This is a genomic window from Dyella sp. LX-66 (genome assembly GCF_018599165.1).
GTDB lineage: Bacteria > Pseudomonadota > Gammaproteobacteria > Xanthomonadales > Rhodanobacteraceae > Dyella_D > Dyella_D marensis.
Map to the genome: position 1 here is coordinate 90,826 of NZ_JAHFVJ010000010.1, position 23,333 is coordinate 114,158.

Sequence of the window (23,333 nt, forward strand, 5' to 3'; positions counted from 1 at the left end):
CCGGGCACCCTTATTCACGGAGGAAACGAACATGTCCAAGATCGACGAACGTTGGGAAGCGAACAAGCAGGACCTCGCCGATGCCGCCGCCAAGGCCGGCATCGAGCCGGGCCTGATGGCCAAGATCGCCGGCTTCGAATCCGGCTACAACCCGCATGCGCGCCCCATCGCCGGCGCCAAGCACGCGGAACTGAACACGGTGACGCAGTTCGACGGCACCAAGGCGATGTCCTCGGCCTATGGTTACGGCCAGTTCCTGGACGACACCTGGGTCGGCATGGTGCACAAGTACGGCGAGAAGTACGGCGTGCCCAACGCCGACAAGCTCACCGCCGACCAGATCAATTCGCCGGAGATGCGCAACAACTCCAAGCTGCAGGCCGGCATGCTGGCGGAATTCACCAAGCAGAACATGCAGCTCGGCGCCAAGCTGGGCGGCCCGGACGCGGACGCCAACGTCTATGCGCTGCATAACCTCGGCCAGGGCGGCGGCACCAAGTTCCTGGAGGCGCTCAAAGCCGACCCGAACCAGCGCGTGGACCACGTGCTCTCGCACAAGGTGATCGAGCGCAACCCGGGCCTGTACGGCGACGGCAGCATGACGGTGGCCGACGCCTACAAGGGCATGGGCCAGCAGATGGACAAGTACGCCAAGTACGCGCAGGAGCTGGAAAAGGGCGTGCCGGCCAAGTCGGCCAATGCGCCGGCCGCTCCAGTCCCGGTGCCGCCCGCCAGGTCCGAGGCGCAGCCGCCCAGGCACGCGGCCCCGGCCGGCCACACGGTGCTCAAGGACGGCGACAAGGGCCAAGACGTCAGCGCGCTCCAGAAGCAACTGCACGACCTGGGCTACAAGGGCGCCGACGGCAAGCCGCTGCGCGTGGACGGCCACTACGGCCCCGGCACCAAGGGCGCGGTGGAAGCGTTCCAGCACGACCATCACCTCAAGCGCGACGGCGAAGCCGGCCCGCTCACCCAGAAGCAGCTGCAGACGCAGACCAAGCTGCATGCGCAAGAGCAGGCCGCCAAGCCCCTGCTCAACCAGCCCGGGCACCCGCAGAACGCGCTCTACAACCAGGCGCTGGACGGCGTGCAGAAGCTGGGCGGCGGCGCCTCCAGCGCGCAGCGCGAGAACTTCGCCGGCTCGCTGGCCGTCGAGGCCCAGCGCCAGGGCCTGAAGGAGATCAATCACGTGGTGCTCAACGACGACGGCTCGCGCGCCTGGGCCGTGCAGGGCGACCTGCGCTCGCCGTTCAAGCAGCACGCGGAGGTGAACGTGGGCCAGGCGATCAGCACGCCGCTGGCGCAGAGCAGCGCCTCCAGCGCGCAGTTACAGAGCGCGCCGGGCCAGGAGCAGGCCAAGAACCAGCAGCAACAGCAGCAGCAACAGCAGACGCAGGGCTCGCACTCGCGATGAGCCGGCGGTCCGGAGGGAGCGGCATCGGCCGCTCCCTTGCGCTGTCCGCGGCATGCCTGGCGCTGGGTGCCTGCCATTCCATCCACAACCCGAATGTCGCGGCCGCCGAGCGCTTGCCGGATGGCCCGACCGGTTGGTCCCTGGCGCCCGGTTCGGCGGAGGCGGAAAAGCCCGACTGTTCCAGCGATAGCTATCGCCGCGAGCACCAGGGCGTCTGCCCGCCGCCGCGCACCGACTACCACTGCGACAACCCGGTGGTGCGCGAAGCCCTGCCGCAGAGCTGCCAGCCGCTCGAAAAATCGACACAACCGTAGGTTGGGGTGAGCCCGCAGGCGAACCCCAACGATGCGAATGGCCCCAGCGTGGCGATGTTGGGGTTCGCCGATGGCTCACCCCAACCTACATCGTTGTGCGCCCGGTCAAGCTTTGATCGCCATGGCCGACATATGTTGGCTACAGTGTCGGGCTGATCCGCAGCGAATACGCGTCATGGAAACCCATCGAGCCACTCCTCCGCCCCGCCGTTCCGCCGGCCCGCAAGGCACGCGGCTGTTTTCGGCCGAGGAGCTGAAGCGGCTGGCTGCCCAGGCCGAACCCGATACCGACGGCCGCGCCAGCGCGCAGTCGCCGGTGCTGGAAGGCGCTTCCGAAGGCTTCGAAGGCCGCCGTTTCGCCCTGCATGCGGGGCGCCAGACGGTGGGCCGCGGCGGCCATAACGACGTGGTGATCGACGACCTCAGCGTGTCGTCCACCCACGCCTGGATCATGAATCAGCAAGGCCACTACGTGGTCATGAACACGCTGTCGACCAACGGCACCTTCGTCAACGGCCAGCGCGTGCACGAGGCGCCGCTGCGCCATGGCGATCGCGTGCGCTTCGGCCAGGCGGAGTTCGTGTTCCTCACCCGCGAACCGGGCGGGCGCATGCGCGCCGTCACCGGCTGGCTGATCGCCGCCGTGGTGGTGGCGCTGGCCGGCGCCGCGGCGCTCACCTGGTGGCTGACCACCCGCGTATGAATGCCGTCGCCGCACCGCGGATGATCGGCCGCTACCGCATCGACGGCGTGCTCGGCGCCGGCGCCATGGCCATGGTGTATGCCGGCTTCGACCCCGGCATCGACCGCCCCGTGGCGATCAAATGCCTGCACCGCCGCGCCGCCGCGCGCGGCCTGGAAGAACGCCTGCTGGCCGAGGCGCGCGCCGCCGGCCAGCTGGTCCATCCCAATATCGTCACCATCTTCGATACCGGGCGCACCGAGGACGGCCGCGCCTATATCGCGATGGAGCGGCTGCCGGGCGAGTCCCTGGCCAGCCGCGTGGCGCGCGAAGGCCTGCCGCCGCTGTCGGTGGTGATCGAGCTGGCCACGCAGATGGCCGCCGCGCTGGACTACGCGCACGGCCAGGGCGTGCTGCACCACGACGTGAAGCCCGAAAACATCATGCTGGTCGACGACTGGCACTACGCCAAGCTCAGCGATTTCGGCATCGCGGAGCGGCGCGCCGAAGGCGCCGGCGACGGCCGCATCGTCGGCGGCACGCCCGCCTACATGGCGCCGGAACGCCTGCGCGGCGAAGCGTCCGATGCGCGCAGCGACCTGTTCTCGCTGGGCGTGGTGCTGTACTGGCTGATCACCGGCAAGCTGCCCTGGCCGGACATGCCCGACCTGCCGCGCCTGCTGCGCGAACGCCAGCGCCTGCCGCGCCCGGTCATCGACCCGATCGACCCGGCCACGCCGGCCATGCTGATCGGCGTCGTCAACACCCTGCTCTCGCCCACCCCGTCCACGCGCTACCAGCGCGGCGCCGAGGTGATCGACGACCTGCGCCTGGCGCGCAAGGAGTACGAGCGCGCGCACGAATCGCCGCTGGCCTCGCGCATCATCTCGCTGCGCACGCGCTGGATCGGCGCTCTGGCCGCGATCCTGTGCGTGGTGCTGCTGGCTGGCCTGGCGGCCATCTATGCCAAGCAGAACACCGCGGTGAACGGGCTGGCCACGGATTTCGGCGGCTCGCTCGGCCGCGTGGTCGCCGGCGAAGCGGCGGAAAACCTGCTGCTGCACGACGACGCGGCCACCCGCGCGCTGGTGCAGGACGTGGCGCGCAACCAGCAGATCCATTACCTGGCCATCGCCAACCGCGACGGCAACGTGGTGGCCAGCACCGCGCCGGTGGAACTGGGCGGCGCGCTGGCGCCCGCCCCGCTGTCGCGCCGCGTGCTGGACGACGGCGTGACCAGCTACCAGAGCCGCATGGGCAGCGCGGGCGAAGCTTCGATGCTGCTGTTCGACGTGCCGATCCGCTACCAGGACAAGGGCGTCGGCATGCTGCGCCTGGGCGTGAGCACGGCGCCGCTGGCGGCCGCGCAGCGCACCACCTTCTGGGTGATCGCCGCGGTGCTGGTGGTGACCCTGGCGGCGATGGTGGGTGCGGCCTATGCACTGTTCCGCCGCCCGCTGGCGCTGCTGGGCATGCTGGGCGAAGCCATGCTGCGCGTGGCGCGCGGCGAATACGGCTACCGCATCCGCCTGGCGCGGCGCGACGAACTGGGCCGGCTGTTCGCCACCTTCAACCTGATGAACAGCTCGCTGCAGGCACGCCAGCCGGGCGAGACGCCTTCCGCCCCGGGTGCCGCCGCCGATGCGGCCGCGCAGCCCACCCTGGTGCTGCAGACCGACGACGAAGACCGCCAGGCGCTGGGCTGAACCCGCCTCAGAGCTGCTTCAGGCGCTGCTTCAATTCCACCGCGCGGGCGCGATAGATCACCGCCCGCTCGTAGCTGGGGTCGATATCCAGCACGTGGTCCCACAGCGCGATCGCCTGGTCCAGCTTCTGGTCGCGGTACAGCAGCACCGCGCGCTCGTGGTAGGTGGACAGCAACTGGTCGCGCAGCATCTGGTCGCCGGCCGGCTTCAGGTGCGGATCGAGCTTGAGCGCCTGGTCCAGCCGCGCCAGCGCGTCGGTCTTGCGGCCCTGGCGCAGCAGCGCGGTGCTTTCGGCCTGCAGGCGCTGGGCGTCGGCGGGTGTGGCCGCCGGCGCGGGATTGCCCGCGGGCGCCGTGGGCGTTGCCAGCAGATCGTCCGCCGTGGCGCGCACCACCAGGGTGTCCGCTGCCGGTGCGCGCGACGGCGCGGTCGGCAGGCGCACGGTGTCGCCCACGTGCAGCGCGGACGGGTCGTCCGAGCCGTTGTAGCGGGCCAGGATCAGAAACCGGCTGGCGTCGCCCAGGAAACGCGAGGCCAGCGTGCTGTACGAATCGCCCGGCTGCACCACGTAGTTGCGCGAGGCCGCGCCCAGCGCTTCGCGCGGATCGGCGGTGAGCTGGCGCAGCAGGCCCTGCGCGGCGCGGTCGCCGGGGTAGCGCGCCAGGTACTGGCGCAGGCGGCGTTCGCCGTCGGCGTAGCGGCCGTATTGCAGATAGGTGTTGACCACGGTGGCCGGCGGCATCAGGTCCGCGTCGCGCACATCGGCATTCGCGGCCGGCGCCGTTCTCGGCGCGGGCGGGTTGCCCAGGGCCTTGTCCACTTCGGAGCGGACCACGCTGACCTGCGCGCAGCCGGCCAGCGCCAGCACGGACACCATCAGCGCCAGGCGCCTGCCATACAACGAAACCACCACCGTCTTCCCCTGTATCGTCCGGCGCCGCCTTGGTCGGCGCCGCCCCGAAGCGGCGATCTTCCGGGATCGCCCGCCCTGCCGCGTTCTTCCCGCATTCGCGCGCGGAAGAGCGAAGCGACATTAGCGCCGACACGGCCGGCGCGCGAGAGGGCCAAGCCTGCATGGCCCCGAATGACCAAGCCAGTCATGTCGATTCGCCATCGCTGAAATACGCCCCGGCCGGCTGTTGGACGAGGCGGCGCGGGCCTAGCCTGCGCTTGCACCACCACTCATCGAGGATCCCCATGCTTCGCCATCGCACTCTCATGCTTTCGGGCGCCCTGCTCGTGGCGCTGTCCGCTTCCTTCGCCCAGGCCGCCGTTGCCGCGCCGCTGGACAGCGCCGCCGCCAAGCCCGCCATGGACATGGCCGCCATGCCGGTGCCGGCCTGGCTGGTCGGCACCTGGACCCTGGTCCGCTGCGACAACGTCTATCCGGACGGCCGCCGCGTCGAGCTGTACGGGCACGATCCGCAGGGCCAGTGGATGATCGACGCGCACGGCCATTACGCCATGGTGATCGCGCGCGCCACGCGCACGCCGTTCGCCGCGGGCGACAAGGCCAAGGGCACGCCGGAGGAATACCGCGCCGCGTCGCTGGACATCAATGCGCACTACGGCACCGTCGGCCTGCAGGGCGACAAGCTCACCTCGCATATCGCGCAGGCCACCTTCCCGAACTGGAACGGCCGCGGCGGCAGCACCGGCTTTACCCGCGACGGCAATCAGCTGACCTATATCGTGGCCAAGCCTTCCAGCGGTTCGTCAGAGGGTGCGCATGGCGAAGTCGTCTGGCAGAAGGTCGACTGATGGGTAGGTTGGGGTGAGCCGATGGCGAACCCCAACGTGGCCGCAGCGTTGGGGTTCGCTGTGCTCACCCCAACCTACGCCGCCAGGTGCTTGAACGCCTCCGCCAAGGTCCGCAGCGCCTGCCGCGAGCGCGGATCGTTGAGCCCCGTGTACAGCACCACGTCCTGCCGCGGCAGCTCCGGCAGCGACAGGGCCGGTCCGATATCGACCGTGCCGCCCGGCGCCGCGCGCCGGGCGAGCACGGCCACGGCAAGTCCAGCCGCGGCGGCCGCGCCCAGCACTGCCGCGCCCTTGCCGATGAAGACTTCGGTCCAGGCGATGCCGGCCTGGTCCAGCGCGCGCACCGCCGCCGCGCGGATGCTGCACGACTCGCCCTGCGTCGACAGCGGCAGCGGCTCGCCCGGGCGCAGCCGCCAATGCGCCGCGGCGATCCAGGCGAACTGCTCCGCGTAGATCACCTCGCCCTCCTGTCGGCGGCTTTCCGGCTGCATCACCAGGATCGCGTCCAGCGCGCCCTCCTCGTAGGCCTGCAGCAGTTCGCGCGAACCGCCCACGCGCAGTTCCAGCAGCAACTGTGCGTCGTGCTCGTTCATATGGCGCAGCAGGGCCGGCAGTTCGCTGCCGACGATCAGCTGGCTGATGCCCACGGTCAGGCGGCGCCGCTCGACATGGAACGACGACACCGCACGCTCATGCGCCCCCACCAGCTCGCGCGCCGCTTCCAGGAACAGCGAGCCTTCCGCCGACAGCCGCACCTGGCGCGGCGTGCGTTCCAGCAGGCGCCGGCCCAGCTGTTCTTCCAGCCGCCGCAGCTTCAGGCTGAGCGCCGATTGCGTGGTGGCGAGCGTCTGCGCGGCGCGGGTGAAACTCTGCAGGTCGGCGATGAAGACGAAGGCCTTCACGGCATCCAGGTCCAGGGCTTTGGTGGAGGACTTCATCGAGGCGCTTCCGGTGGACGGTCCGTGTGACTGCGGGGCGGCGCGGCGGTTCCGTGCGCGCCGGGCGCCTTCTTGTAAAGCGTCCGGCGCGGCAGGCATAGTCCCCCGCGGCAGTCGACGTGGGGAATGGCATGCGGGTCCGCCTGGAAGACGTAGCGCGCGCAACGGGCGTGTCGCCCAAGACGGTGTCCCGCGTGCTGAACGAGGAGCCGTCGGTCAAGGAATCCACGCGCAAGAAAGTGCTGGCCGCGATGGAGCAGATGAACTACCGGCCCAGCCCCGCCGCGCGCGGCCTGGCGGGCAGCCGTTCGTTCCTGATCGCGATGCTGTACGACAACAACGAGAACCCCGCGTCCACCTACCTGGCCGAGATCCAGGACGGCGTGCTCGATGCCTGCGATGCGCACCGCTACAGCATGATGGTCAGCCCGCTGCGCCTGCGCGGGCACGATCCGATCCGCCGCATCGACGCGCTGGTGGCCGACCACCATATCGACGGCGTGATCATGACGCCGCCGCTCACCGACCACGCGCCCCTGCTGCGCCGTTTGCAGGAGCACGGCGTGCCCTGCGCCAGCATCTCGCCGCTGCATCGCGAAGCGGCCATCGGCGTGTGCATGGACGAGCAGCAGGCGGCGAAGGCGGTGGTGGAACATCTGCTCGAGCTGGGCCACAAGCGCATCGGCCATATCGTGGGCATCGCCAACCACGGCGCCAGCCGCTGGCGCCTGCAGGGCTACAAGGACGCGCTGGCCGCGGCCGGCCTGCCGTTCGATCCGGCGCTGGTGGTGCAAGGGGAATTCACCTTCGGCTCCGGCGTCATCGCCGCGCGCGGCCTGTTCGAGCTGGCCAGGCGGCCGACGGCGATCTTCGCGGCCAATGACGACATGGCGGCCGGCGTGATGTGGGCGGCGAACGAGCGCGGGCTGAAGGTGCCGAAGGACCTCTCGGTCTGCGGTTTCGACGACACCCCGCTGGCTACGCAGCTGTGGCCGCCGCTGACCACCGTGCGGCAGCCGAGCCGGGAGATGGGGAAGCTGGCGACCTTGCAGCTGATGGACAAGCTGCGTGGGCGCGGTCCGGGCTTGCTGTTGCAGGTGCCCTATTCCCTGCAAATACGCGAATCCACCGCCAAGCCCTGACGTAGGTTGGGGTGGGCCGCAGGCGAACCCCAACATCGCAACGTCCAAACGCGCTGCACCGTTGGGGTTCGCCTGCGGCTCACCCCAACCTACGGCTTGGTCCCAAAGTGCTGCAACGCCAATTGACAGCGCTGTCATTTCTGGCAGGCTCAGGGTACTGGGGGCAGCTCCGAGGTGAGCGCCGATGGTTCTTATCGTGGAAGGGAGAAAGGCGTGCTGGCGTCCGTTCGTCGTATGCGTATTGCACCGATCGCTTGGGGCCTCGCCCTCACCTGCCTGCCGCCCGGCGCCGTGACGGCCGCCGATACGGCCGTCCATCCCGAGCAATGGCCCGCGGCGCATTGGCCGCTGCCGCGCGATGCGGCGCTCGAACAGCGCGTCGCCGCGCTGATGGCGAAAATGAGCGTGGAAGAAAAAGTCGGCCAGCTGATCCAGGCCGACATCTCCGCCATCACGCCGGATGACCTGCGCAAGTATCGCCTGGGTTCGATCCTCGCCGGCGGCAATTCCAAGCCGGAAGGAAAGACCACCGCCACCGCGGCACAGTGGAAGGCGCTGGCCGACGCGTTCTACCGCGCCGCGATGGACACCAGCGACGGCCGCCAGGCCATCCCGCTGCTGATCGGCATCGACGCCGTGCACGGCCACAACAACACCGTGGGCGCCACGCTGTTCCCGCAGAACTCCGCGCTGGGCGCCACGCGCGATCCGCAGCTGATCCGCGACATCGGCGCGGCCACCGCGGCCGAAGTGCGCGCCACCGGCATCAACTGGACCTTCGCGCCCACCCTCGCCGTGCCGCAGGACCTGCGCTGGGGCCGCGCCTACGAAGGCTATGCGCAGGACCCGAAAGTCGTGGCGCAATACGCCGCCGCGATGATCGAAGGCCTGCAAGGCAAGGCCGGCACGCCGCATTTCCTCGACGCCTCGCACGTGGTCGCCTCCGCCAAGCACTTCCTCGCCGACGGCGGCACCAAGGACGGCAAGGACCAGGGCGACGCGCAGGTCAGCGAAGCCGAACTGCGCGAAGTGCACGCCGCCGGTTATCCACCCGCGATCGATGCCGGCGTGCAGACCGTGATGGCCTCGTTCTCCAGCTGGAACGGCCAGAAGATGCACGGCAACAAGGCTTTGCTCACCGGCGTGCTCAAGGGCCGCATGGATTTCCAGGGCTTCGTGGTCGGCGACTGGAACGGGCATGGCCAGGTGCCGGGCTGCAGCAATGTCGACTGCCCCGCTTCGATCGATGCGGGCGCGGACATGCTGATGGCGCCGGACAGCTGGCGCGGCCTGTACGAGCACACGCTGGCGGAGGCGAAATCGGGTGCGATCTCTGCGGCGCGGCTGGACGATGCGGTGGCGCGCATCCTGCGCGTGAAGTTCCGCGCCGGCCTGTTCGAAGCCGGCCTGCCCTCCGCACAGCCGCTGGCCGCGAAATCCTCCGAGGTGATCGGCAGCCCCGCGCATCGCACGCTGGCGCGCCGCGCCGTGCGCGAGTCGCTGGTGCTGCTCAAGAACAACAACGGCCTGCTGCCGCTGGATCCGCGCAAGCGCATCCTGGTGGCCGGCGATGCGGCGGACAATATCTCGCGCCAGAGCGGCGGCTGGACGCTCACCTGGCAAGGCACGGGGCTGAGCAACAAGGATTTCCCGGGCGCGCAGTCGATCGGCGCCGGCATCGCCGAGCAGGTCAAGGCGGCGGGCGGCCAGGCCGAAATCGCCGCCGACGGCCGCTACGCGAGCAAGCCGGATGTCGCCGTGGTGGTGTTCGGCGAAGACCCTTATGCGGAATTCCAGGGCGACCTGCCGAACCTGCTGTATCGCCCCGGCGACGAACACGATCTGGAACTGCTGCGCCGCCTGCATGGCGACGGCATTCCCGTGGTGGCGGTGTTCCTCAGCGGCCGTCCGCTGTGGGTGAATCGCGAGATCAATGCCTCCGACGCTTTCGTCGCCGCGTGGCTGCCGGGCAGCGAAGGCGGTGGCGTCGCCGACGTGCTGCTGCGCAAGCGCGACGGCAAGATCGCCAACGACTTCCACGGCAAGCTCGCTTATGCGTGGCCGGGCAGCGGCGTGCACGGGCAGGGCGAATCGCGCTTTCCGTTCGGCTATGGCCTGCGCTACGCCGACCATGCCAACGTCGCGGACTTGTCGGAAGCCTCGGGCATCAGCGGCGAGCAGATTCCGGTCGGTAATTACCTGGAGCGCGGCAAGTCCGTGCGCGGCTACACCTTCCGCCTGCTCGGCGCCGATGGCGTTGCGGCGGTGGTAAGCACCTCGCAGTCCGTGACCGGCGACAGCAGCCTGCGCATGAGCGCGCTCGACTACAAGGCACAGGAAGACGCGCGCCGCTTCGAGTGGAAGAAGAGCGGCGCCGAGTTGACCATCCAGTCGCGCACACCGTTCGATCTCGATCGCCAGACCAATGGCGACGTGCTGCTGGTGGCGACGGTGCGCGTGGATGCGCTGCCGGGCAAGGACGCATGGATCGGCATGGGCTGCGGCGCCGGCTGCAAGGGGCGCGTGGCACTGGGTCCGACGCTGGCGGCCTTGCCCACCGGCACGTGGACGCGCATCGGCGTGCCGCTCAAATGCTTCCGCACCGCGGGCGCCGACATGCATCGCATCGACCAGCCGTTCGTGTGGGGCGCGGGTGCGGGATCGTCGGTGGCGCTGGCGCGCGTCGCGTTGGGCACTGACGCCGACCAGGTCGTCGATTGCGCCAGATAAGGCGCCGGGAAGGGCAGGGAAGTCCGGCGCTGACATAAGCCGCTTCCCCGCTGCGCACCATGGGTGCCGCCACGCTTGCTGGCGGACCCTCGCAAAGCCAGTCACAGCAAGGGTTTGACGTGGAATTCACGCGTGCTGCCACGCGTCAAGCTTCCGCGGGAAAGGCGGTCTATCATCGCCAAATGACAGCGCTGTCATTTTGAGATCCAAGCATCACGCCGCCGTCGGGGAGACGGCGACGCCCATCGCCAAGAAGTAGGGGAGACTTACATGAAGTTGCGCTACTCAGCTTTGCACGTCGCCTTGGCCCTGGCGCTCGCCACGCCGGCGGCGTTCGCGGCGGACGATCCGCAGGCCGCGCCGAACACACCAGCGCAGGGCAGCACCGCACCGGACAAGAAGGTCAAGCAGCTCGACGCCATCGAGGTCAGCGCCACCAAGCGCGAGACGCCACTGCAGAAGACACCGGTCGCCGTCAGCGCCATCACGCCCGACACGCTCGACAAGGAGCGCGTGATGACGGTGCAGGACCTGACCCGCCTGGTGCCCGGCCTGCAGGCCACCGCGCAGGGCGACCACGGCGTGGTGACGCTGACCATGCGCGGCATCGGCAACGACAGCGCCAAGACCGAATACGCCGATCCGGAAGTGGCGACTTTTGTCGACGGCGTGTACTCGCCGCGCGCCGAAGCCGCCGCCGGCCTGCTGCTGGACATGGATGGCGTGGAAGTTCTGCGCGGCCCGCAGGGCACGCTGTGGGGCCGCAACTCCACCGCCGGCGCGATCAGCTTCCAGACCGCCAAGCCCGACATCAACGCCGGCTTCTACGGCAATGCGCAGGTGGAAGCGGGCAACTACAACATGATGGGCGCGCGCGCCGCGGTGAATCTGCCGATCAGCAGCACCTTCGCCATGCGTGTGGCGGTGGTGCACGCCCAGCACGACGGTTACGTCGATTACCAGAATCCGTCCAGCCAGCTGCCCAGCGTGGCGCAGCAGCAGACCGCGTATCTCGCCGCCGGCGGCAACCCCGCCAAGTTCCGCCCGATCGACCCCAGCCTGTTCGTGCAGGGCGGCGACAAGTACAGCGCGCAGGACCAGTCCGCCGCGCGCGTCAGCGCCTTGTGGCAGCCGAGCGAGGCGTTCAAGTGGAACCTCTCGTACGAGTACTTCATCGATCGCGGCACGCTCAATATGAGCCTGATGCAGCAGCCGCGGCAGGGGCAGGAGTTCTGGTCCGCGCTGATCGACACCGCGCCGTATCTGCACCGCAACTCCGGCACGGTGCGTAGCCGCATGGACTGGAATATCGGCAGCAGCATGCAGCTGAGCTACGTCGCCGGTTACAACCACTTCTCCGGCAAGAGCCAGTTCGACCAGGATTCCGGCGTGCAGGTGCCGACCAGCTTCGCCACCGGCGCTTCCTCGCAGAACGACCGCACCAACTCGTCGAACTACAAGAGCTACAGCCACGAATTCGATCTGAAGTCGGTGGGCGAGCAGACCGTTGACTGGATCGTCGGCGCCTATTACGGCTACGAAGACAACAACATCCGCTTCGACATCCCGATCATGAACGGCACGATGGTGTCGGAGTCGGTGGCGTGGCAGGGCTCCTTCATCCAGCCCAAGGAGACGGTGAAGTCCACCGCGCTGTTCGGCCAGGCCACTTGGCATCTGTCCGACCACTGGCGCCTGACCGGCGGCCTGCGCTGGTCCGACGACGAGAAGAAGAATATCGGCGGCCGCGGCTGGGGCTGGGCGTACGACGCCACGGTGCCGCAGGTGCCGATCGCGCCGAGCACGTATCCGAGCCCCGCGACCGGTTTCAATATCTCCACGCGCAACGACGCCAAGTACAGCGACGACCGCGTGACCTGGCTGGGGCGCATCGATACCGACATCAGCGAACACGGCCTGCTGTATGCCAGCGTGTCCACCGGCTACAAGTCCGGCGGCACGCAGGACGCCGGCACGCTGTACAAGCCCGAGACGCTGACCAACTATGAGATCGGCACCAAGTTCGTGTTCCTCGACGGCAGGGTCACCTGGAACACGGCGGCGTATTACGAGGACTTCAAGGACTTCCAGCTGTCCGCGCCGATCACCTATCCGGACGGCAACCGCGGCCTGGGCTTCAACAACGTCAAGGGCAGCACCAAGGTCGCGGGCCTGGAGTCGGAGCTGGCGTATCAGGACAAGGACGACCGCGCCAACCTGGTGCTGTCGCTGATCCCGAAGAAGGAGCTGGGCACCTTGCTCTATGCGGGCAGCAACGATTACCAGGGGCTGCCGGCGTGCGCGCCGCAGTCGGGTATTTCGGCGTGCATGAATATCTCCGGCAACGATCTGCCGCACGCGCCGAAAGTCGCGCTCACCGCGATCTACGAGCACGATTTTCATCTGGGCAATGGCGGCCGCCTGACGCCGCGTTTCAGCGGGCAGTACCAGAGCGACCAGTGGCTGAGCACGTTCAATCTGGGAGCAGGGGATAAGCAGAAGGCTTATTTCCGCGGCGACCTGGCGCTGCGTTATACCGAGCCGCAGGACCGCTGGTGGGCGGCGGCCTTCGTGCAGAACGTCACCGATGGAAGGGTGCGGACCAGTGCGGGGCGATTTGCGATGCCGGACGGGAGCTTCCAGTACGTGTCGCAGTATCTGCCGCCGCGGACGTTCGGGGTGCAGTTGGGCGTGTGGTTCTGATCGGGTTCCATCCGCCGGCGCAGCGATGGCGCCGGCGTACTCCCCTTGGCCGGGTCCTCGCGACCCGGCCTTTTCTTCAGGGCGAAAGCGGACACGTTGCTGCCGCTTGACGCGTAGGTTGGGGTGAGCCGGAGGCGAACCCCAACAGACCTCCCGTGTGGCCGCACCGTTGGGGTTCGCTGCGCTCACCCCAACCTACGCTGCTGCCACGCGATGTCAGCAGTCCGGTTTCCCCGCGACCGCTTCGACCATGCCTGCTGGCATCATGTACGGACCTCACCCCGTGATGGCCCCCACATGCCACCCCGCAACACCCACACCCAGGTCGCGCTCGCGATCGGGGTTCTACTGATCGCCATGGTCTCGTACCAGTGCGGCGCCTCCCTGGCCAAGCACCTGTTCCCCCAGGTCGGCGCGCAGGGTGCCACGGCGTATCGGCTCGGGCTCAGCGCACTGATCCTGCTGCTATGGCGCCGGCCGTGGCGCCGCGTGCACAGCGGCAAGGACTGGCGCGCGCTGTGGGGCTACGGCCTGGCGATGGGCGCGATGAACCTGGTGTTCTACATGTCGCTGCGCACGATCCCGCTGGGCATCGCGGTGGCGTTGGAATTCACCGGCCCGCTGACGCTGGCGATGATCGGCTCGCGCCGCCTGATCGACTTCGTGTGGATCGCGCTGGTGATCGGCGGCCTGCTCCTGCTGCTGCCCCTGCAAGGCCAGGTGCATGCGCTCGATCCGGTGGGCGTGATGTATGCGCTGGCGGCGGGCGTGGGCTGGGTGCTGTACATCGTGCTGGGCCAGCGCACCGGTGCGGCTTATGGCGGTGATGCGGTCACGCTGGGCACGTCGATCGGCGCCTTGCTGGCGATCCCCTTCGGCGTGGCGCACGCCGGCACCGCGCTGCTGTCGCCTTCGCTGCTGCCATACGCGCTGGGCGTGGCCTTCCTCAGTTCCGCGCTGCCGTACTCGCTGGAAATGATCTCGATGACGCGCTTGCCCGCGCGCACCTTCAGCACCTTGCTGAGCCTGGAACCTGCCGTCGCCGCGATGGCCGGCGTCACCCTGCTGGGCGAGCGCCTGACCACGCTGCAGTGGCTGGCCATCGGCGCCATCATCATCGCCTCGGCCGGCACCGCCTTGAGCGTGCACCGGCCGACCGCCGTCGAGCCGGGCACGGCCGTGAATTAAAGCGGCTCAGCGCTCCACCACCGGCAACCACACCGCCGACGGTTGCGCGCTCGACCGCAGCACCGTGATCTTCGCCGCGCGGTAATCCCCGGGCTTCGCCTCGAAGATACTCGGCACGAAGGTCTGCGGATTGCGGTCGTACAGCGGAAACAGCGAGGACTGGATCTGCACCATGATCCGATGCCCTGGCTGGAACACGTGGTTCACGTTCGGCAGCTCGAAGCGATAGCGTTGCGGCTGATTCGCGGGAATCGCGGTGGGATGCTCGAAGCTCTCGCGGTAGCGGCCGCGGAAGATATCCAGCGCAATCGGCAGTTCATAACCGCCCATCGACGGATCGTGCGTCACCTGCGAGGGATACACGTCGATCAGCTTCACCACCACGTCACCATCGGTGCCCGTAGTGACCGCGCGCACGTCCGCCACGGGAATGCCTTGCACGCGCACCGGCGCGGTCAGCACCGGCGTTTCGTACACCAGCACGTCGGTGCGTCCGTCCACAAAGCGCTGATCGCTCACCAGCCATTTGCTCCAGGGCAGATAGCCGGCATAGGTCGAGCCGTAGGCGAAGAACGGATCCAGCACGGGGCGCGGCAGGAAGGGCACCGGCCCGGCCGGATCGCTGACATAGCTGTCGCCCGCATCCGCTTCGGTAGGCGCGGCGAAGCTAAGGCCGAAATCCTTGCCCAGGTACAGCGGCTTCAGTGCGTTCGCGCAGCCGTGCTCGCAGGCCGTGGGCCAGTCCTCGAAACGGTCCCAGCGGTTGTCGCCGGTGTTGTAGACCGAGACGTGCGCCAGCGGCGCCGCCGGCTTGTCGCGCAGATAGTGCTCGAGGAAGGGCAGCACCATGTCGCGGTTGTATTCCAGTGCGGTGTCGCCCGACCACTTGAGCGGCCCCAGCGCAGAACCGGTGCCATTGACCTGGCTGTGCGACCACGGGCCCAGCACCAGCCAGTTGTTGGACAGATGGCCGGCGGCTTTAAGCGCCAGCCATGCGTGGTTGGCACCCCACATGTCCTCCTGGTCGAACAGGCCCTGTTCCCACAGCGTGGGCACCGAGGAAGGATGCGCCGCCAGCAGCCGCACCAGATCCTGCCCCTGCCAGAACGCATCGTAGGCAGGGTGCTCCATCACCCGCGCCGTGAACGGCAGCTTGTCCAGGCCGCGGCTGCGCACGTAGTCGCCGGTGGAGCCGGCGCGCAGGTACTCCTCGTACTTGTCGTAGGTGTCGCTGGGCGTGACCGCGCCCGCGCCCTTCTGCACCGTCTGCATATGCACGTAGCCGAGCATCAGGTTGCGGAAGGCGCCATGGTGGAACCAGTCGTCGCCCATATAGGCGTCGATCACGGGACTCTCCGGCACCGACGCCTTCAGCGCCGGATGCGGATCGAGCAAGGCCATGGCGGCGGTGAAGCCTTCGTACGACGAACCGATCATGGCGACACGCCCGTTCGATTCCGGCACGTGCTTCACCAGCCAGTCGATGGTGTCCCAGGCATCGGTGACGTGATCCACCTTGGTGGGATTCAGCGGCCCGCGCACCGGCCGCATCATCACGTAGTCGCCCTCCGAACCGTATTTGCCGCGCACGTCCTGATAGACGCGGATATAGCCGGCCTGCGCGAACACCGCATCGCCCAATGGCAACGCCGACAGCAGCGACGAGCTCGTCGCATTGCCCGCGCGTTCGTCCGCGTTGTACGGCGTGCGCGTCAGCAGGATCGGCGCATCGTGCGCACCCTTGGGCAGCATGATCACCGTGTAGAGCTTCACCCCGTCGCGCATCGGGATCATCACCACGCGCTTGACGAAGTCCTGCCCGCCCGGCACCGCGTCGTCGAATTTTTTCGGGATATCGTTGACGCCATACAGCGGCGCCTGCTTCTGCGGTGCGTCGGCCGCGGCCACCGTGGCCGCCATGGCGAAGAGGCACAGCAACAGCGACCTGCCCAGGGTGGTCCTCATGCGTCTGATCCTTTCAGCGGGGATGTCCGTTCGATCTTAGGCACGGCCCGCGCGCCGGCGACAACTAAAAACGCTAATGGCTCGCATAAGATGCGATTATCCGGCGAGGCCCGGCATCCCCCACGGTCCGGCCCACCCACCTGATCATGGACAGCGGCATGGGCATCCGACTCGATATCGCATTGCTGCGTAACTTCGTCGCCATGGCCGACGCCACCTCGGTCAGCGGCGCCGCCGGGCAGGTGGGCCGCACGCAGGCCGCGCTGAGCCAGCAGCTGAAGAAGCTGGAGCAGGCCGTGCAGCAGCCGCTGATGATACGCAGCGGCCGCGGCGTGTCGCTCACCACGCATGGCGAGCGGCTGCTGGCGCATGCGCAGCGCATCCTGCGCACGCACGACGAAGCGGTGGCCGACCTCACCGGCGAGAACCTCTCGGGCCGCCTGCGCTTCGGTTGTCCGGACGATTACGCCCGCGTGTTCCTGCCCGGACTGCTGCAGAGTTTCGCCAGCCTGCATCCGCAGGTATTCATCGAAGTGGTGTGCGCACCTTCGCCGCGGCTGCTGGAACGTTTGCGGGACAAGTCGCTGGATATCGCCCTGGTATCGCAGCCGGACAGTGCGGAACGCGGCCACTTCCTGCGCCGCGAACCGCTGGTCTGGGTCGGCAGCAAAGGCAGCCAGGCGTTCCGGCGCGATCCCCTGCAGTTGGCGCTGTCGGATCCGGATGCGCTGGATCATCTGGCCGCGACCGCCAGCCTCGATCGCGCGGGCCGCGATTACTGCATCGCCTATGCGAGCGGCAGCGTGGCTGGCCTCACCGCGGTGGTGCGTTCCGGACAAGCCATCACCGTGATGACCCTCACCGGCGTGCCACCGGATCTGCGCGTGCTGCCGCCGTCCAGCGGCCTGCCGGTACTACCCTCGATCGGCATCACCATCCAGAACGCCGCGCATGCATCGAAGCTGTCGAGCCGCTTCGAGGCGCATGTGCGGGCGGTATTGCCCACGCTTTGACGTCCATGCGCCGCCGTTGATGCCGGCACCGGGGGCTTGCATCGTCGCAAGCCCCTGGCTCCCGCATCAGAGCCCGATCTTCAGACTCGCAATGCCGGTCGTTGTCGCGCCGGAGCCGCCGGCCTCGGTCACCCACAGTAGGCCGGCACGCTGTTCGAGTGCGATGTTGTAGTAGCCGCTGTTGGCCGGCACGATCGTGTATTCCGTGACGCGGCGGGCCTTCGGATCCAGCATGCCGATATAGCCTGCGTCCTGCTCGAACCAGACCCGGCCCTGGCTGTCCACGCGCATGTCTTCCGCATTGGCGTTGGCGATGGGCAGGGGATATTCGATCCAGCCGCGCGTTACTTTGGGCTTGACCTCGCTGGTGCTCGGCGGTGCCGGTGCAGGCGTAGGCGTCGCGCGTGCCGTGACGGTGGGTTTGATCGTCGCCGGCTGCTGGCTCGCCGCGTGCGTCGCCGGCTTGGCGGCTTCGTCGGTGTGCGGCGCCACGGCCGGGTCGAGCAGCGCCAGCGCATTGCCGTAGTACTCGGACACCCACACCGTGCCGTCGGCATTGGCGATCACCCCGGAAGGAGTGCCGCCGGCAGTTGGCACCAGATACGTACTGACGATGTTCGTGCCCGGGTTCAGGCGGCGGACCTTGTTGGTGCCTTTCGGGCCGGCACCGGCGTAGTTGCGTTCCACGAACCACACGTTGCCATGCGGGTCGAGGCTCAGCTGTTCCATATGGTCGTCGGGATGCTCCAGCAGCACCGTCCACTCGGTGACGCTGCCATCCGGCGCGAGGCGTCCGACGCCGGCGGTGACGGTGAACCATTGGCTGCCATCCGGCGCGAGCTGGATGAAATACGGTTTCTCGCGGGAAGGAATCGCGTACTCGACGAGTGCGCCGCTGCGCGGATCCAGATGCCCGATCGCGCGGCGGACCTGATCGGTGAACCAGATCCCGTTCTTGCCGGCTTTGAGAATGAAGGGCTGGCCGCCATCGGGCAGCGGATATTCCGCCGAGCTGCGATCCGGGCGGAGCACGGCGATCTTCCCGGCGCTGGTTTCCGAGTACCACACGTTGCCATCGGCGGCGACGTCGACGCCTTGCGGCGTGCTGGCCTGGGTGGGTGTGGCGAAGGTGTCGAAGCCGGTTTTGGCGGGAGCCGCATCGGCGGCGGCGAGAGCAGGCGCGGGAAGCAGGAGGGCTATGGCGCCGAACATGGCCGGCGCGGCCAGATAGAGCATGCGATGCATCACTCATCTCCTTGTGATGGGCGGGAATGCCCGCGATCCGGACGGCTGCCCGGATCGCGCGGCACGCTAGCACAGGGTTTCGTGAAGCCCCGTGCATGCGGCTCCCGCACGGCGCCGCTTAGCGCTCCTTCGGCTTGCGGAACTTCAGCGCGAACTTGTCGGTGTGGCCTTTGATCTCCACGGCGAACACGGTCTGGTCGTGTGCGTCCTGTGGATTGGCCAAGACATTGCTGCGGCTTTCGAGCACGAAGCCCGCCGCCTTGGCCTGCGCGATCACCGTTTCCGGGTCGATGCGGTGCAGGGCATGCGCGTCCGCTTCGCCGGCGCCGGGCTTGGCCACGTGGTCGACCACGACGAAGACGCCGCCCGGCTTCAAGGCCTTGAACACCGCGGCATCGAGCTTGGCCGCTGCGTCCGTGCCGGTGGTGCCGTCGACGCTGAAGACGCTGACCGCGCCGTAGATGTCGTGGTAGTTCTGCGAGATCCACACCGCGTCCAGCGGCGCGCCGACATCGAGGCTGTCGTAGGGGCGGGTCTCCAGGCTGGTGTTGTCGCGGTAGGCCGGGTCGGCGACCAGCGTGCGTATCGGCTGCAGTTTCTCCGGCGGCGCCTTGGCGACGAGGGTCTCCGGCAACACCGCATAGACGTGGCCCTTCGGCCCCACCACCTTGCTGAAGAGGCGGGTGAAGTAGCCGCCGCCCGGCAGGATGTCGGCCACGCGGTCGCCCGGCTTGATACCCGTAAAGGCGATCAGTTCGGCCGGCTTGCGCGCGGCGTCGCTCGCCTTGTCGGCCGCCGGGCGCGCGCTGTCGCCGATGGCGGCAGCGATATAGGAAGGTACCGCCGCGCTGGCGGCTGCGATGCCGAGCAGGCAGAGGGTGGCAAAACCCAGCAATGGCCTTTTCATGACTACCTCGTGGCGGGTGCTCGTTGGAGCGGAATGGGGAGCGGGCATCGTAGAAAACCGCCCCTCCGGTCGACAGTCGCGAAAAGCAATTTCTATGATGGCGTTTTTAAATGGCCGGCGCGGACAGAAGGCCCAGCGCCATGGCGGTGCGTTCCTGCCAATCGCCGGTGAGCAGGCGATAGCGGATGCCGCGGGCAGCGAATTCGCGCAGGTACCACTGGTGCTGCCAATCGCGGAAGGCTTCGTCGCGCCGCGTGCCGTCCTGGATGAAAGGGGCATCGGGTGCGCACAACAGCACCTCGTCGTAGGGGCGTTGCGCGAGCGCTTCCAGTTCGGGGCAGGCATGGCCGAACATAGCCTGCGCGTAGAGCAGGGTGGTCAAGGGCGTGGTGTCGCAGAGCAAGAGGCGTTGTGCGGTTGGCGCGAGTTGCTCTTCGCGGGCCACCTGGGTCCGGGCGATGTGCAGCATATCGTCCACTACGAGTCGCCCCTGCTTGTTCTCCCACAGTTCGCGGCCGTATTCGGCGGCGTGGACCGTGTCCAGCGCGGTGGCCAACCGTGCAGCGAGCGTGGACTTGCCGGTGGATTCGCCGCCGAGGATCGCCACGCGCCGCACGAAGTCGCCGTACACCAAGGGGGCTAGCGACGAGCGCGCACGATGGATGTCGGCACGCACCGCCGTGCCCGACACGGGGATGGCGGTGCGCGCGGCATCCACGGATACATGCATGACCGCCGGGCCACCGCGCTCGCTCTGCGCCCGCGACAGCGACGCGGCGAAGCCGTCGCCGTAGGCCTCGCTGGTAAAGACGGCATCCACGTCGACGCGCAGCACTTCGCGCAGCAGCCAGGCCACGAAAGCGCGATGTTCCTCGTCCGATGCTTCGTTAGGCGGCAGCGCGACGCCATAAGCCGCCAGCCGTACATCGTCGACCACCAGGCGCGTGGCATCCGGATACAGCGCCGCCAGCCAGCGCTCGCGCCGCTCCGGTTCGTAACCGGGAAACTCCGGCTTGGTATAGCTGATGACCACCAGCCGCGCGCACGCTGCCTGCGCACGATCGAGCAGGTACTGATGGCCCCGATGCAGCGGACAGAACTTGCCGACCACCAGCCCGGTGCGGAAACGCTTCACGCCACCGCTTCCGCACGCCGGAACAGGTTGCGCCAATGCCGCCACGCCACCCACGCATTGATCCAGTACGCCGAATAAAGCACGGCCGTCAGCATCAGCCCGCGCGAGGCATACAGCGGCACCGCCACGCTGTTGACCAGCACCCAGATCGGCCAGGTCTCGATCCGCCGCCGCATCAGCAGCAGCTGCGCCAGCACCGACAAGGCCAGCACGGTCGAATCGGCAAACGGCGCGTAGGCGTCGGTAAAGCGATGCAGCAGCGAACCGTAGACGAGCGTGGCCACCGCCGCACCCGCCACGAACCAGGCCAGCGTGCGCGGCGCGGTGCGGCCGATCGGCAGCTCCGCGCGCTCGCCATGCCGGCTCCAGTACCACCAGCCGACCACGCTGGCGCCGACGAAGAACACCTGCAGCAGCACGTCGGCGTACAGGCGCGTTTCCCAGAACAGCAGGGTGAACAGGGAGCAGCCGACAATGCCGGTCCACCAGGTATGCACGCTGTTGCGGCCGGCCAGCAGGATCGATGCGGTGGCCAGGGCGTTGGCGACGCCTTCCAGCAAGGTCATGCGGCCATGCCTCCGGGCAGGTCGGTGGTGTATTGCAGCACTTTGTCCTCGCTGGTGAGTTCGATAACGCGGATGTCGCGTCCGCGCAGCGCGGCGGAGACGCGGCTCGCCGCTTCGCTGGCGTAGTTCATTTCGGCCTGTGGCAGTGCCACCGCAACCTCGCCGTTCGCGGCTTGATGCACGGTGTAGCGCGACAGCGGCAACGGCAGCAGCGCATGGGTCAGGTCGATATTGTTGATCCAGTCGCCGTCCCGGGTGAGGAAGCGCACCGGCTGGCGTCCATGCAGTTGTGCGATGGCGGGACCTTCGGGCGCGTCGATCAGTACGCCGTGGTCGCCGGTGCGGTAGCGCAGCAGCGGCAGGCAGAAGTTGAAGCCGCCGGTCAGTGCGATTTCGCCGGGTTGTCCGTGCGGTACCGGATGGCCATGGGCATCCAGGGTTTCCATGTACATGCGGGGCTGAAGCAGCACGAAAGCATCGAGCGCCTCGTCGTACACACCCAGCGGGCCCGCTTCGTTCATCGAATACACGTCCAGCACCGGGCAGCCGAAGCGCTCGCTCAGGTTCACACGCAGCGAGGCGGACAAGGCCATCGATACCGAGAGCAGGGCACGCGGCCGATGCTGTACCGGCAGTTCCAGCAGAGCCGCGAAGGAAATCGGATCGCCCGCGATCACCTCCGGCTGCATCGCATCGAGATAGCGCGCACGGTCGGCGGGATCGCGCCAGTCGTCCGGATGCAGGTTGATCTTGGCCAGGCCCGACTCGTCCATGGTCGGCGTGACCGAGATATAGGTGAAGCATTTGCGCTGCAGGCCTAGCAGCATCACGCCGACCTGGCCGCGGCCATGGCGCAGCTCGATGCCCACGCGCCGCAGCGCGCGCTTGTGGAACGCCAGATAGCGGCCGGCCACCAGCGGGTGCGATGGCAGGATCAGCGGATGGCCGGTGGTGCCGGTGGTGCGGAAGTTGATCAGGCGGTCCAGCGGCACCGCATCCGGCACGAACTGCGCGATATCGGCGGCGAGGTCGCCGCGGCCTACCGTGGCGATGTCCTCGAAGGCGGCAGGCCGTCTGAGTGCGCGGTAGTGCGGTACTTGCGCGAACACTTCATCGACGAAGGCATCGAGCCATGGCGGCGCGCAGCGCGTGCTCCATGCGAAGCGTGCATCGGCGACCTCGCGCTCATAAGCGCGCAAATCCTCGATCTCTTCGGCCAGCAGGCGATTGCCGCTGCGATTGCGCAGCATCGGCGCACTCGGATGCTCGCTCATGAAGCGCAGCATCGCCTGGCCCGCTTCGCTCAGCGTCGGATAGCGCTCGGCATCCGTCGGTTCGCGGCTCACTCGCGCGTCCACTTGTCTGCCGATTCCTCTGCCGCCTTGCGCGCCAGCGCTTCGCGGATGGCGCGCGCACGCGCCTCGGCTTCGCGGCTGGCCTCCAGCAGCCGGCGCCGCTCGACGCCGCTGACGCTGGCGAGTCGATCCGCCGCCTGGCTGGCGGTTTCGCCGTCGGGCGTCAGGCCCAGCCGTGCGATCGCGGTGCGTGCCAATTCCTCGCGGCGCTCGGGTTCGAACACGTAGCGCGAGGCGTTCGCTTCAGCCGCGAGCGCGGGAACTGCGTCGGCGAACAAGGCGGGCAGCGCGGGCGAGGCTTTGGCGAAGCCGTGCCATGCGTCGTCGGCCAGCAGCCAGGCCAGCACCGCCGACAAGCTCAGCTGCTCGGCGGACACGGCTTTCAGTTCGCCGGACAGCGTGGCGAGCAGGCTCATCGGCGCCTGGCATTCCAGCGCGGCGAGCACGTCGTTGACCACGGCGGCCACGCGCACCTGGCCTTCGCCGCCGCGCCACGGCGGGGCGAGGAAATCCGGTGGCGTCTCGATCAGGCGCCGCAGCAATCGTTCGAGCGAAGGTCCGGCCGGCAT

Annotated in this window: 19 protein-coding genes; 10 read left to right on the plus strand and 9 right to left on the minus strand. The window is 68.4% G+C overall.

All coding sequences use genetic code 11. From position 1 onward, the window contains the following. Window positions 1-31 precede the first annotated feature (31 nt). From KK141_RS17730 to KK141_RS17745, 4 genes are all read left to right on the plus strand, one after another. Window positions 32-1,414, plus strand: coding sequence for an XVIPCD domain-containing protein (locus KK141_RS17730; protein WP_214571066.1), 1,383 nt, complete (start codon window positions 32-34; stop codon window positions 1,412-1,414). Further along, complete coding sequence (locus KK141_RS17735; protein ID WP_214571065.1) at window positions 1,411-1,728, plus strand: hypothetical protein; 318 nt, start codon at window positions 1,411-1,413, stop codon at window positions 1,726-1,728. The genes KK141_RS17730 and KK141_RS17735 overlap by 4 nt, the downstream gene beginning before the upstream one ends. A 175-nt stretch (window positions 1,729-1,903) precedes the next feature. Further along, window positions 1,904-2,431, plus strand: a complete 528-nt coding sequence (locus KK141_RS17740) for an FHA domain-containing protein (protein WP_214571064.1) — start codon at window positions 1,904-1,906, stop codon at window positions 2,429-2,431. Continuing rightward, window positions 2,428-4,116, plus strand: a complete 1,689-nt coding sequence (locus tag KK141_RS17745) for a protein kinase (RefSeq protein ID WP_214571063.1) — start codon at window positions 2,428-2,430, stop codon at window positions 4,114-4,116. Before KK141_RS17740 ends, KK141_RS17745 begins: the two co-directional genes overlap by 4 nt. 7 nt (window positions 4,117-4,123) lie before the next feature. Here KK141_RS17745 and KK141_RS17750 read toward each other — a convergent pair whose 3' ends face one another. Further along, the gene (locus KK141_RS17750) at window positions 4,124-5,026 is read right to left on the minus strand and encodes a LysM domain-containing protein (protein WP_345777576.1); all 903 of its coding nucleotides are present in this window, start codon (window positions 5,024-5,026) and stop codon (window positions 4,124-4,126) included. 308 nt (window positions 5,027-5,334) lie between these two features. On the opposite strand from KK141_RS17750, the gene KK141_RS17755 reads away from it, so the two are divergent. Further along, window positions 5,335-5,877, plus strand: a complete 543-nt coding sequence (locus tag KK141_RS17755) for a lipocalin-like domain-containing protein (protein ID WP_214571062.1) — start codon at window positions 5,335-5,337, stop codon at window positions 5,875-5,877. Between the two features lie 74 nt (window positions 5,878-5,951). On the opposite strand, the gene KK141_RS17760 is transcribed toward KK141_RS17755, so the two are convergent. Further along, window positions 5,952-6,815 carry a LysR family transcriptional regulator gene (locus KK141_RS17760; protein ID WP_214571061.1) on the minus strand — a complete coding sequence of 288 codons (864 nt, stop codon included), beginning with the start codon at window positions 6,813-6,815 and terminating at the stop codon, window positions 5,952-5,954. A 131-nt stretch (window positions 6,816-6,946) separates the two neighbouring features. On the opposite strand from KK141_RS17760, the gene KK141_RS17765 reads away from it, so the two are divergent. The 4 genes from KK141_RS17765 to KK141_RS17780 all read left to right on the plus strand — a co-directional run bounded on the left by KK141_RS17765 (window position 6,947) and on the right by KK141_RS17780 (window position 14,578). Next, the gene (locus tag KK141_RS17765; protein ID WP_214571060.1) at window positions 6,947-7,957 is read left to right on the plus strand and encodes a LacI family DNA-binding transcriptional regulator; all 1,011 of its coding nucleotides are present in this window, start codon (window positions 6,947-6,949) and stop codon (window positions 7,955-7,957) included. A 234-nt stretch (window positions 7,958-8,191) separates the two neighbouring features. After that, the gene (locus KK141_RS17770) at window positions 8,192-10,687 is read left to right on the plus strand and encodes a glycoside hydrolase family 3 protein (protein WP_214571059.1); all 2,496 of its coding nucleotides are present in this window, start codon (window positions 8,192-8,194) and stop codon (window positions 10,685-10,687) included. 270 nt (window positions 10,688-10,957) lie between these two features. Next, window positions 10,958-13,390, plus strand: a complete 2,433-nt coding sequence (locus KK141_RS17775) for a TonB-dependent receptor (RefSeq protein WP_214571058.1) — start codon at window positions 10,958-10,960, stop codon at window positions 13,388-13,390. A 297-nt stretch (window positions 13,391-13,687) separates the two neighbouring features. Then, window positions 13,688-14,578 (plus strand): EamA family transporter, encoded by an 891-nt coding sequence (locus KK141_RS17780; RefSeq protein ID WP_214571057.1) that lies wholly within the window; start codon window positions 13,688-13,690, stop codon window positions 14,576-14,578. A gap of 6 nt (window positions 14,579-14,584) precedes the next feature. Here KK141_RS17780 and KK141_RS17785 read toward each other — a convergent pair whose 3' ends face one another. Continuing rightward, complete coding sequence (locus KK141_RS17785; protein ID WP_214571056.1) at window positions 14,585-16,543, minus strand: CocE/NonD family hydrolase; 1,959 nt, start codon at window positions 16,541-16,543, stop codon at window positions 14,585-14,587. Window positions 16,544-16,701: 158 nt separating this feature from the next. Here KK141_RS17785 and KK141_RS17790 point away from each other — a divergent pair, with 158 nt between their 5' ends. Next, entirely contained in the window at window positions 16,702-17,556 is an 855-nt protein-coding gene (locus tag KK141_RS17790; protein WP_214571055.1) for a LysR substrate-binding domain-containing protein, read from the plus strand. A 66-nt stretch (window positions 17,557-17,622) separates the two neighbouring features. Here KK141_RS17790 and KK141_RS17795 read toward each other — a convergent pair whose 3' ends face one another. From KK141_RS17795 to KK141_RS17820, 6 genes are all read right to left on the minus strand, one after another. Beyond that, window positions 17,623-18,801: a hypothetical protein gene (locus KK141_RS17795; RefSeq protein ID WP_214571054.1), complete on the minus strand. Its 1,179-nt coding sequence runs from the start codon at window positions 18,799-18,801 to the stop codon at window positions 17,623-17,625. A gap of 118 nt (window positions 18,802-18,919) precedes the next feature. Then, window positions 18,920-19,708 (minus strand): methyltransferase, encoded by a 789-nt coding sequence (locus tag KK141_RS17800; protein ID WP_214571053.1) that lies wholly within the window; start codon window positions 19,706-19,708, stop codon window positions 18,920-18,922. A 106-nt stretch (window positions 19,709-19,814) separates the two neighbouring features. Continuing rightward, entirely contained in the window at window positions 19,815-20,843 is a 1,029-nt protein-coding gene (locus KK141_RS23125) for an AAA family ATPase (protein ID WP_214571052.1), read from the minus strand. After that, window positions 20,840-21,409, minus strand: a complete 570-nt coding sequence (gene pnuC / locus KK141_RS17810) for a nicotinamide riboside transporter PnuC (RefSeq protein ID WP_214571051.1) — start codon at window positions 21,407-21,409, stop codon at window positions 20,840-20,842. Before pnuC ends, KK141_RS23125 begins: the two co-directional genes overlap by 4 nt. After that, the gene (locus KK141_RS17815; protein ID WP_214571050.1) at window positions 21,406-22,755 is read right to left on the minus strand and encodes an AMP-binding protein; all 1,350 of its coding nucleotides are present in this window, start codon (window positions 22,753-22,755) and stop codon (window positions 21,406-21,408) included. Before KK141_RS17815 ends, pnuC begins: the two co-directional genes overlap by 4 nt. Continuing rightward, window positions 22,752-23,333, minus strand: a complete 582-nt coding sequence (locus KK141_RS17820; RefSeq protein WP_214571049.1) for a hypothetical protein — start codon at window positions 23,331-23,333, stop codon at window positions 22,752-22,754. Before KK141_RS17820 ends, KK141_RS17815 begins: the two co-directional genes overlap by 4 nt.

Excerpts from the sequence above, each read along its gene's own strand:
- KK141_RS17730 (WP_214571066.1), top strand. The coding sequence starts at position 32 with ATGTCCAAGATCGACGAACGTTGGGAAGCGAACAAGCAGGACCTCGCC.
- KK141_RS17735 (WP_214571065.1), top strand. The coding sequence starts at position 1,411 with ATGAGCCGGCGGTCCGGAGGGAGCGGCATCGGCCGCTCCCTTGCGCTG.
- KK141_RS17740 (WP_214571064.1), top strand. The coding sequence starts at position 1,904 with ATGGAAACCCATCGAGCCACTCCTCCGCCCCGCCGTTCCGCCGGCCCG.
- KK141_RS17745 (WP_214571063.1), top strand. The coding sequence starts at position 2,428 with ATGAATGCCGTCGCCGCACCGCGGATGATCGGCCGCTACCGCATCGAC.
- KK141_RS17755 (WP_214571062.1), top strand. The coding sequence starts at position 5,335 with ATGCTTTCGGGCGCCCTGCTCGTGGCGCTGTCCGCTTCCTTCGCCCAG.
- KK141_RS17760 (WP_214571061.1), bottom strand. The coding sequence starts at position 6,815 with ATGAAGTCCTCCACCAAAGCCCTGGACCTGGATGCCGTGAAGGCCTTC.
- KK141_RS17765 (WP_214571060.1), top strand. The coding sequence starts at position 6,947 with ATGCGGGTCCGCCTGGAAGACGTAGCGCGCGCAACGGGCGTGTCGCCC.
- KK141_RS17770 (WP_214571059.1), top strand. The coding sequence starts at position 8,192 with ATGCGTATTGCACCGATCGCTTGGGGCCTCGCCCTCACCTGCCTGCCG.
- KK141_RS17775 (WP_214571058.1), top strand. The coding sequence starts at position 10,958 with ATGAAGTTGCGCTACTCAGCTTTGCACGTCGCCTTGGCCCTGGCGCTC.
- KK141_RS17780 (WP_214571057.1), top strand. The coding sequence starts at position 13,688 with ATGCCACCCCGCAACACCCACACCCAGGTCGCGCTCGCGATCGGGGTT.
- KK141_RS17785 (WP_214571056.1), bottom strand. The coding sequence starts at position 16,543 with ATGAGGACCACCCTGGGCAGGTCGCTGTTGCTGTGCCTCTTCGCCATG.
- KK141_RS17790 (WP_214571055.1), top strand. The coding sequence starts at position 16,702 with ATGGGCATCCGACTCGATATCGCATTGCTGCGTAACTTCGTCGCCATG.
- KK141_RS17795 (WP_214571054.1), bottom strand. The coding sequence starts at position 18,801 with ATGCATCGCATGCTCTATCTGGCCGCGCCGGCCATGTTCGGCGCCATA.
- KK141_RS17800 (WP_214571053.1), bottom strand. The coding sequence starts at position 19,708 with ATGAAAAGGCCATTGCTGGGTTTTGCCACCCTCTGCCTGCTCGGCATC.
- pnuC (WP_214571051.1), bottom strand. The coding sequence starts at position 21,409 with ATGACCTTGCTGGAAGGCGTCGCCAACGCCCTGGCCACCGCATCGATC.
- KK141_RS17820 (WP_214571049.1), bottom strand. The coding sequence starts at position 23,333 with ATGCCGGCCGGACCTTCGCTCGAACGATTGCTGCGGCGCCTGATCGAG.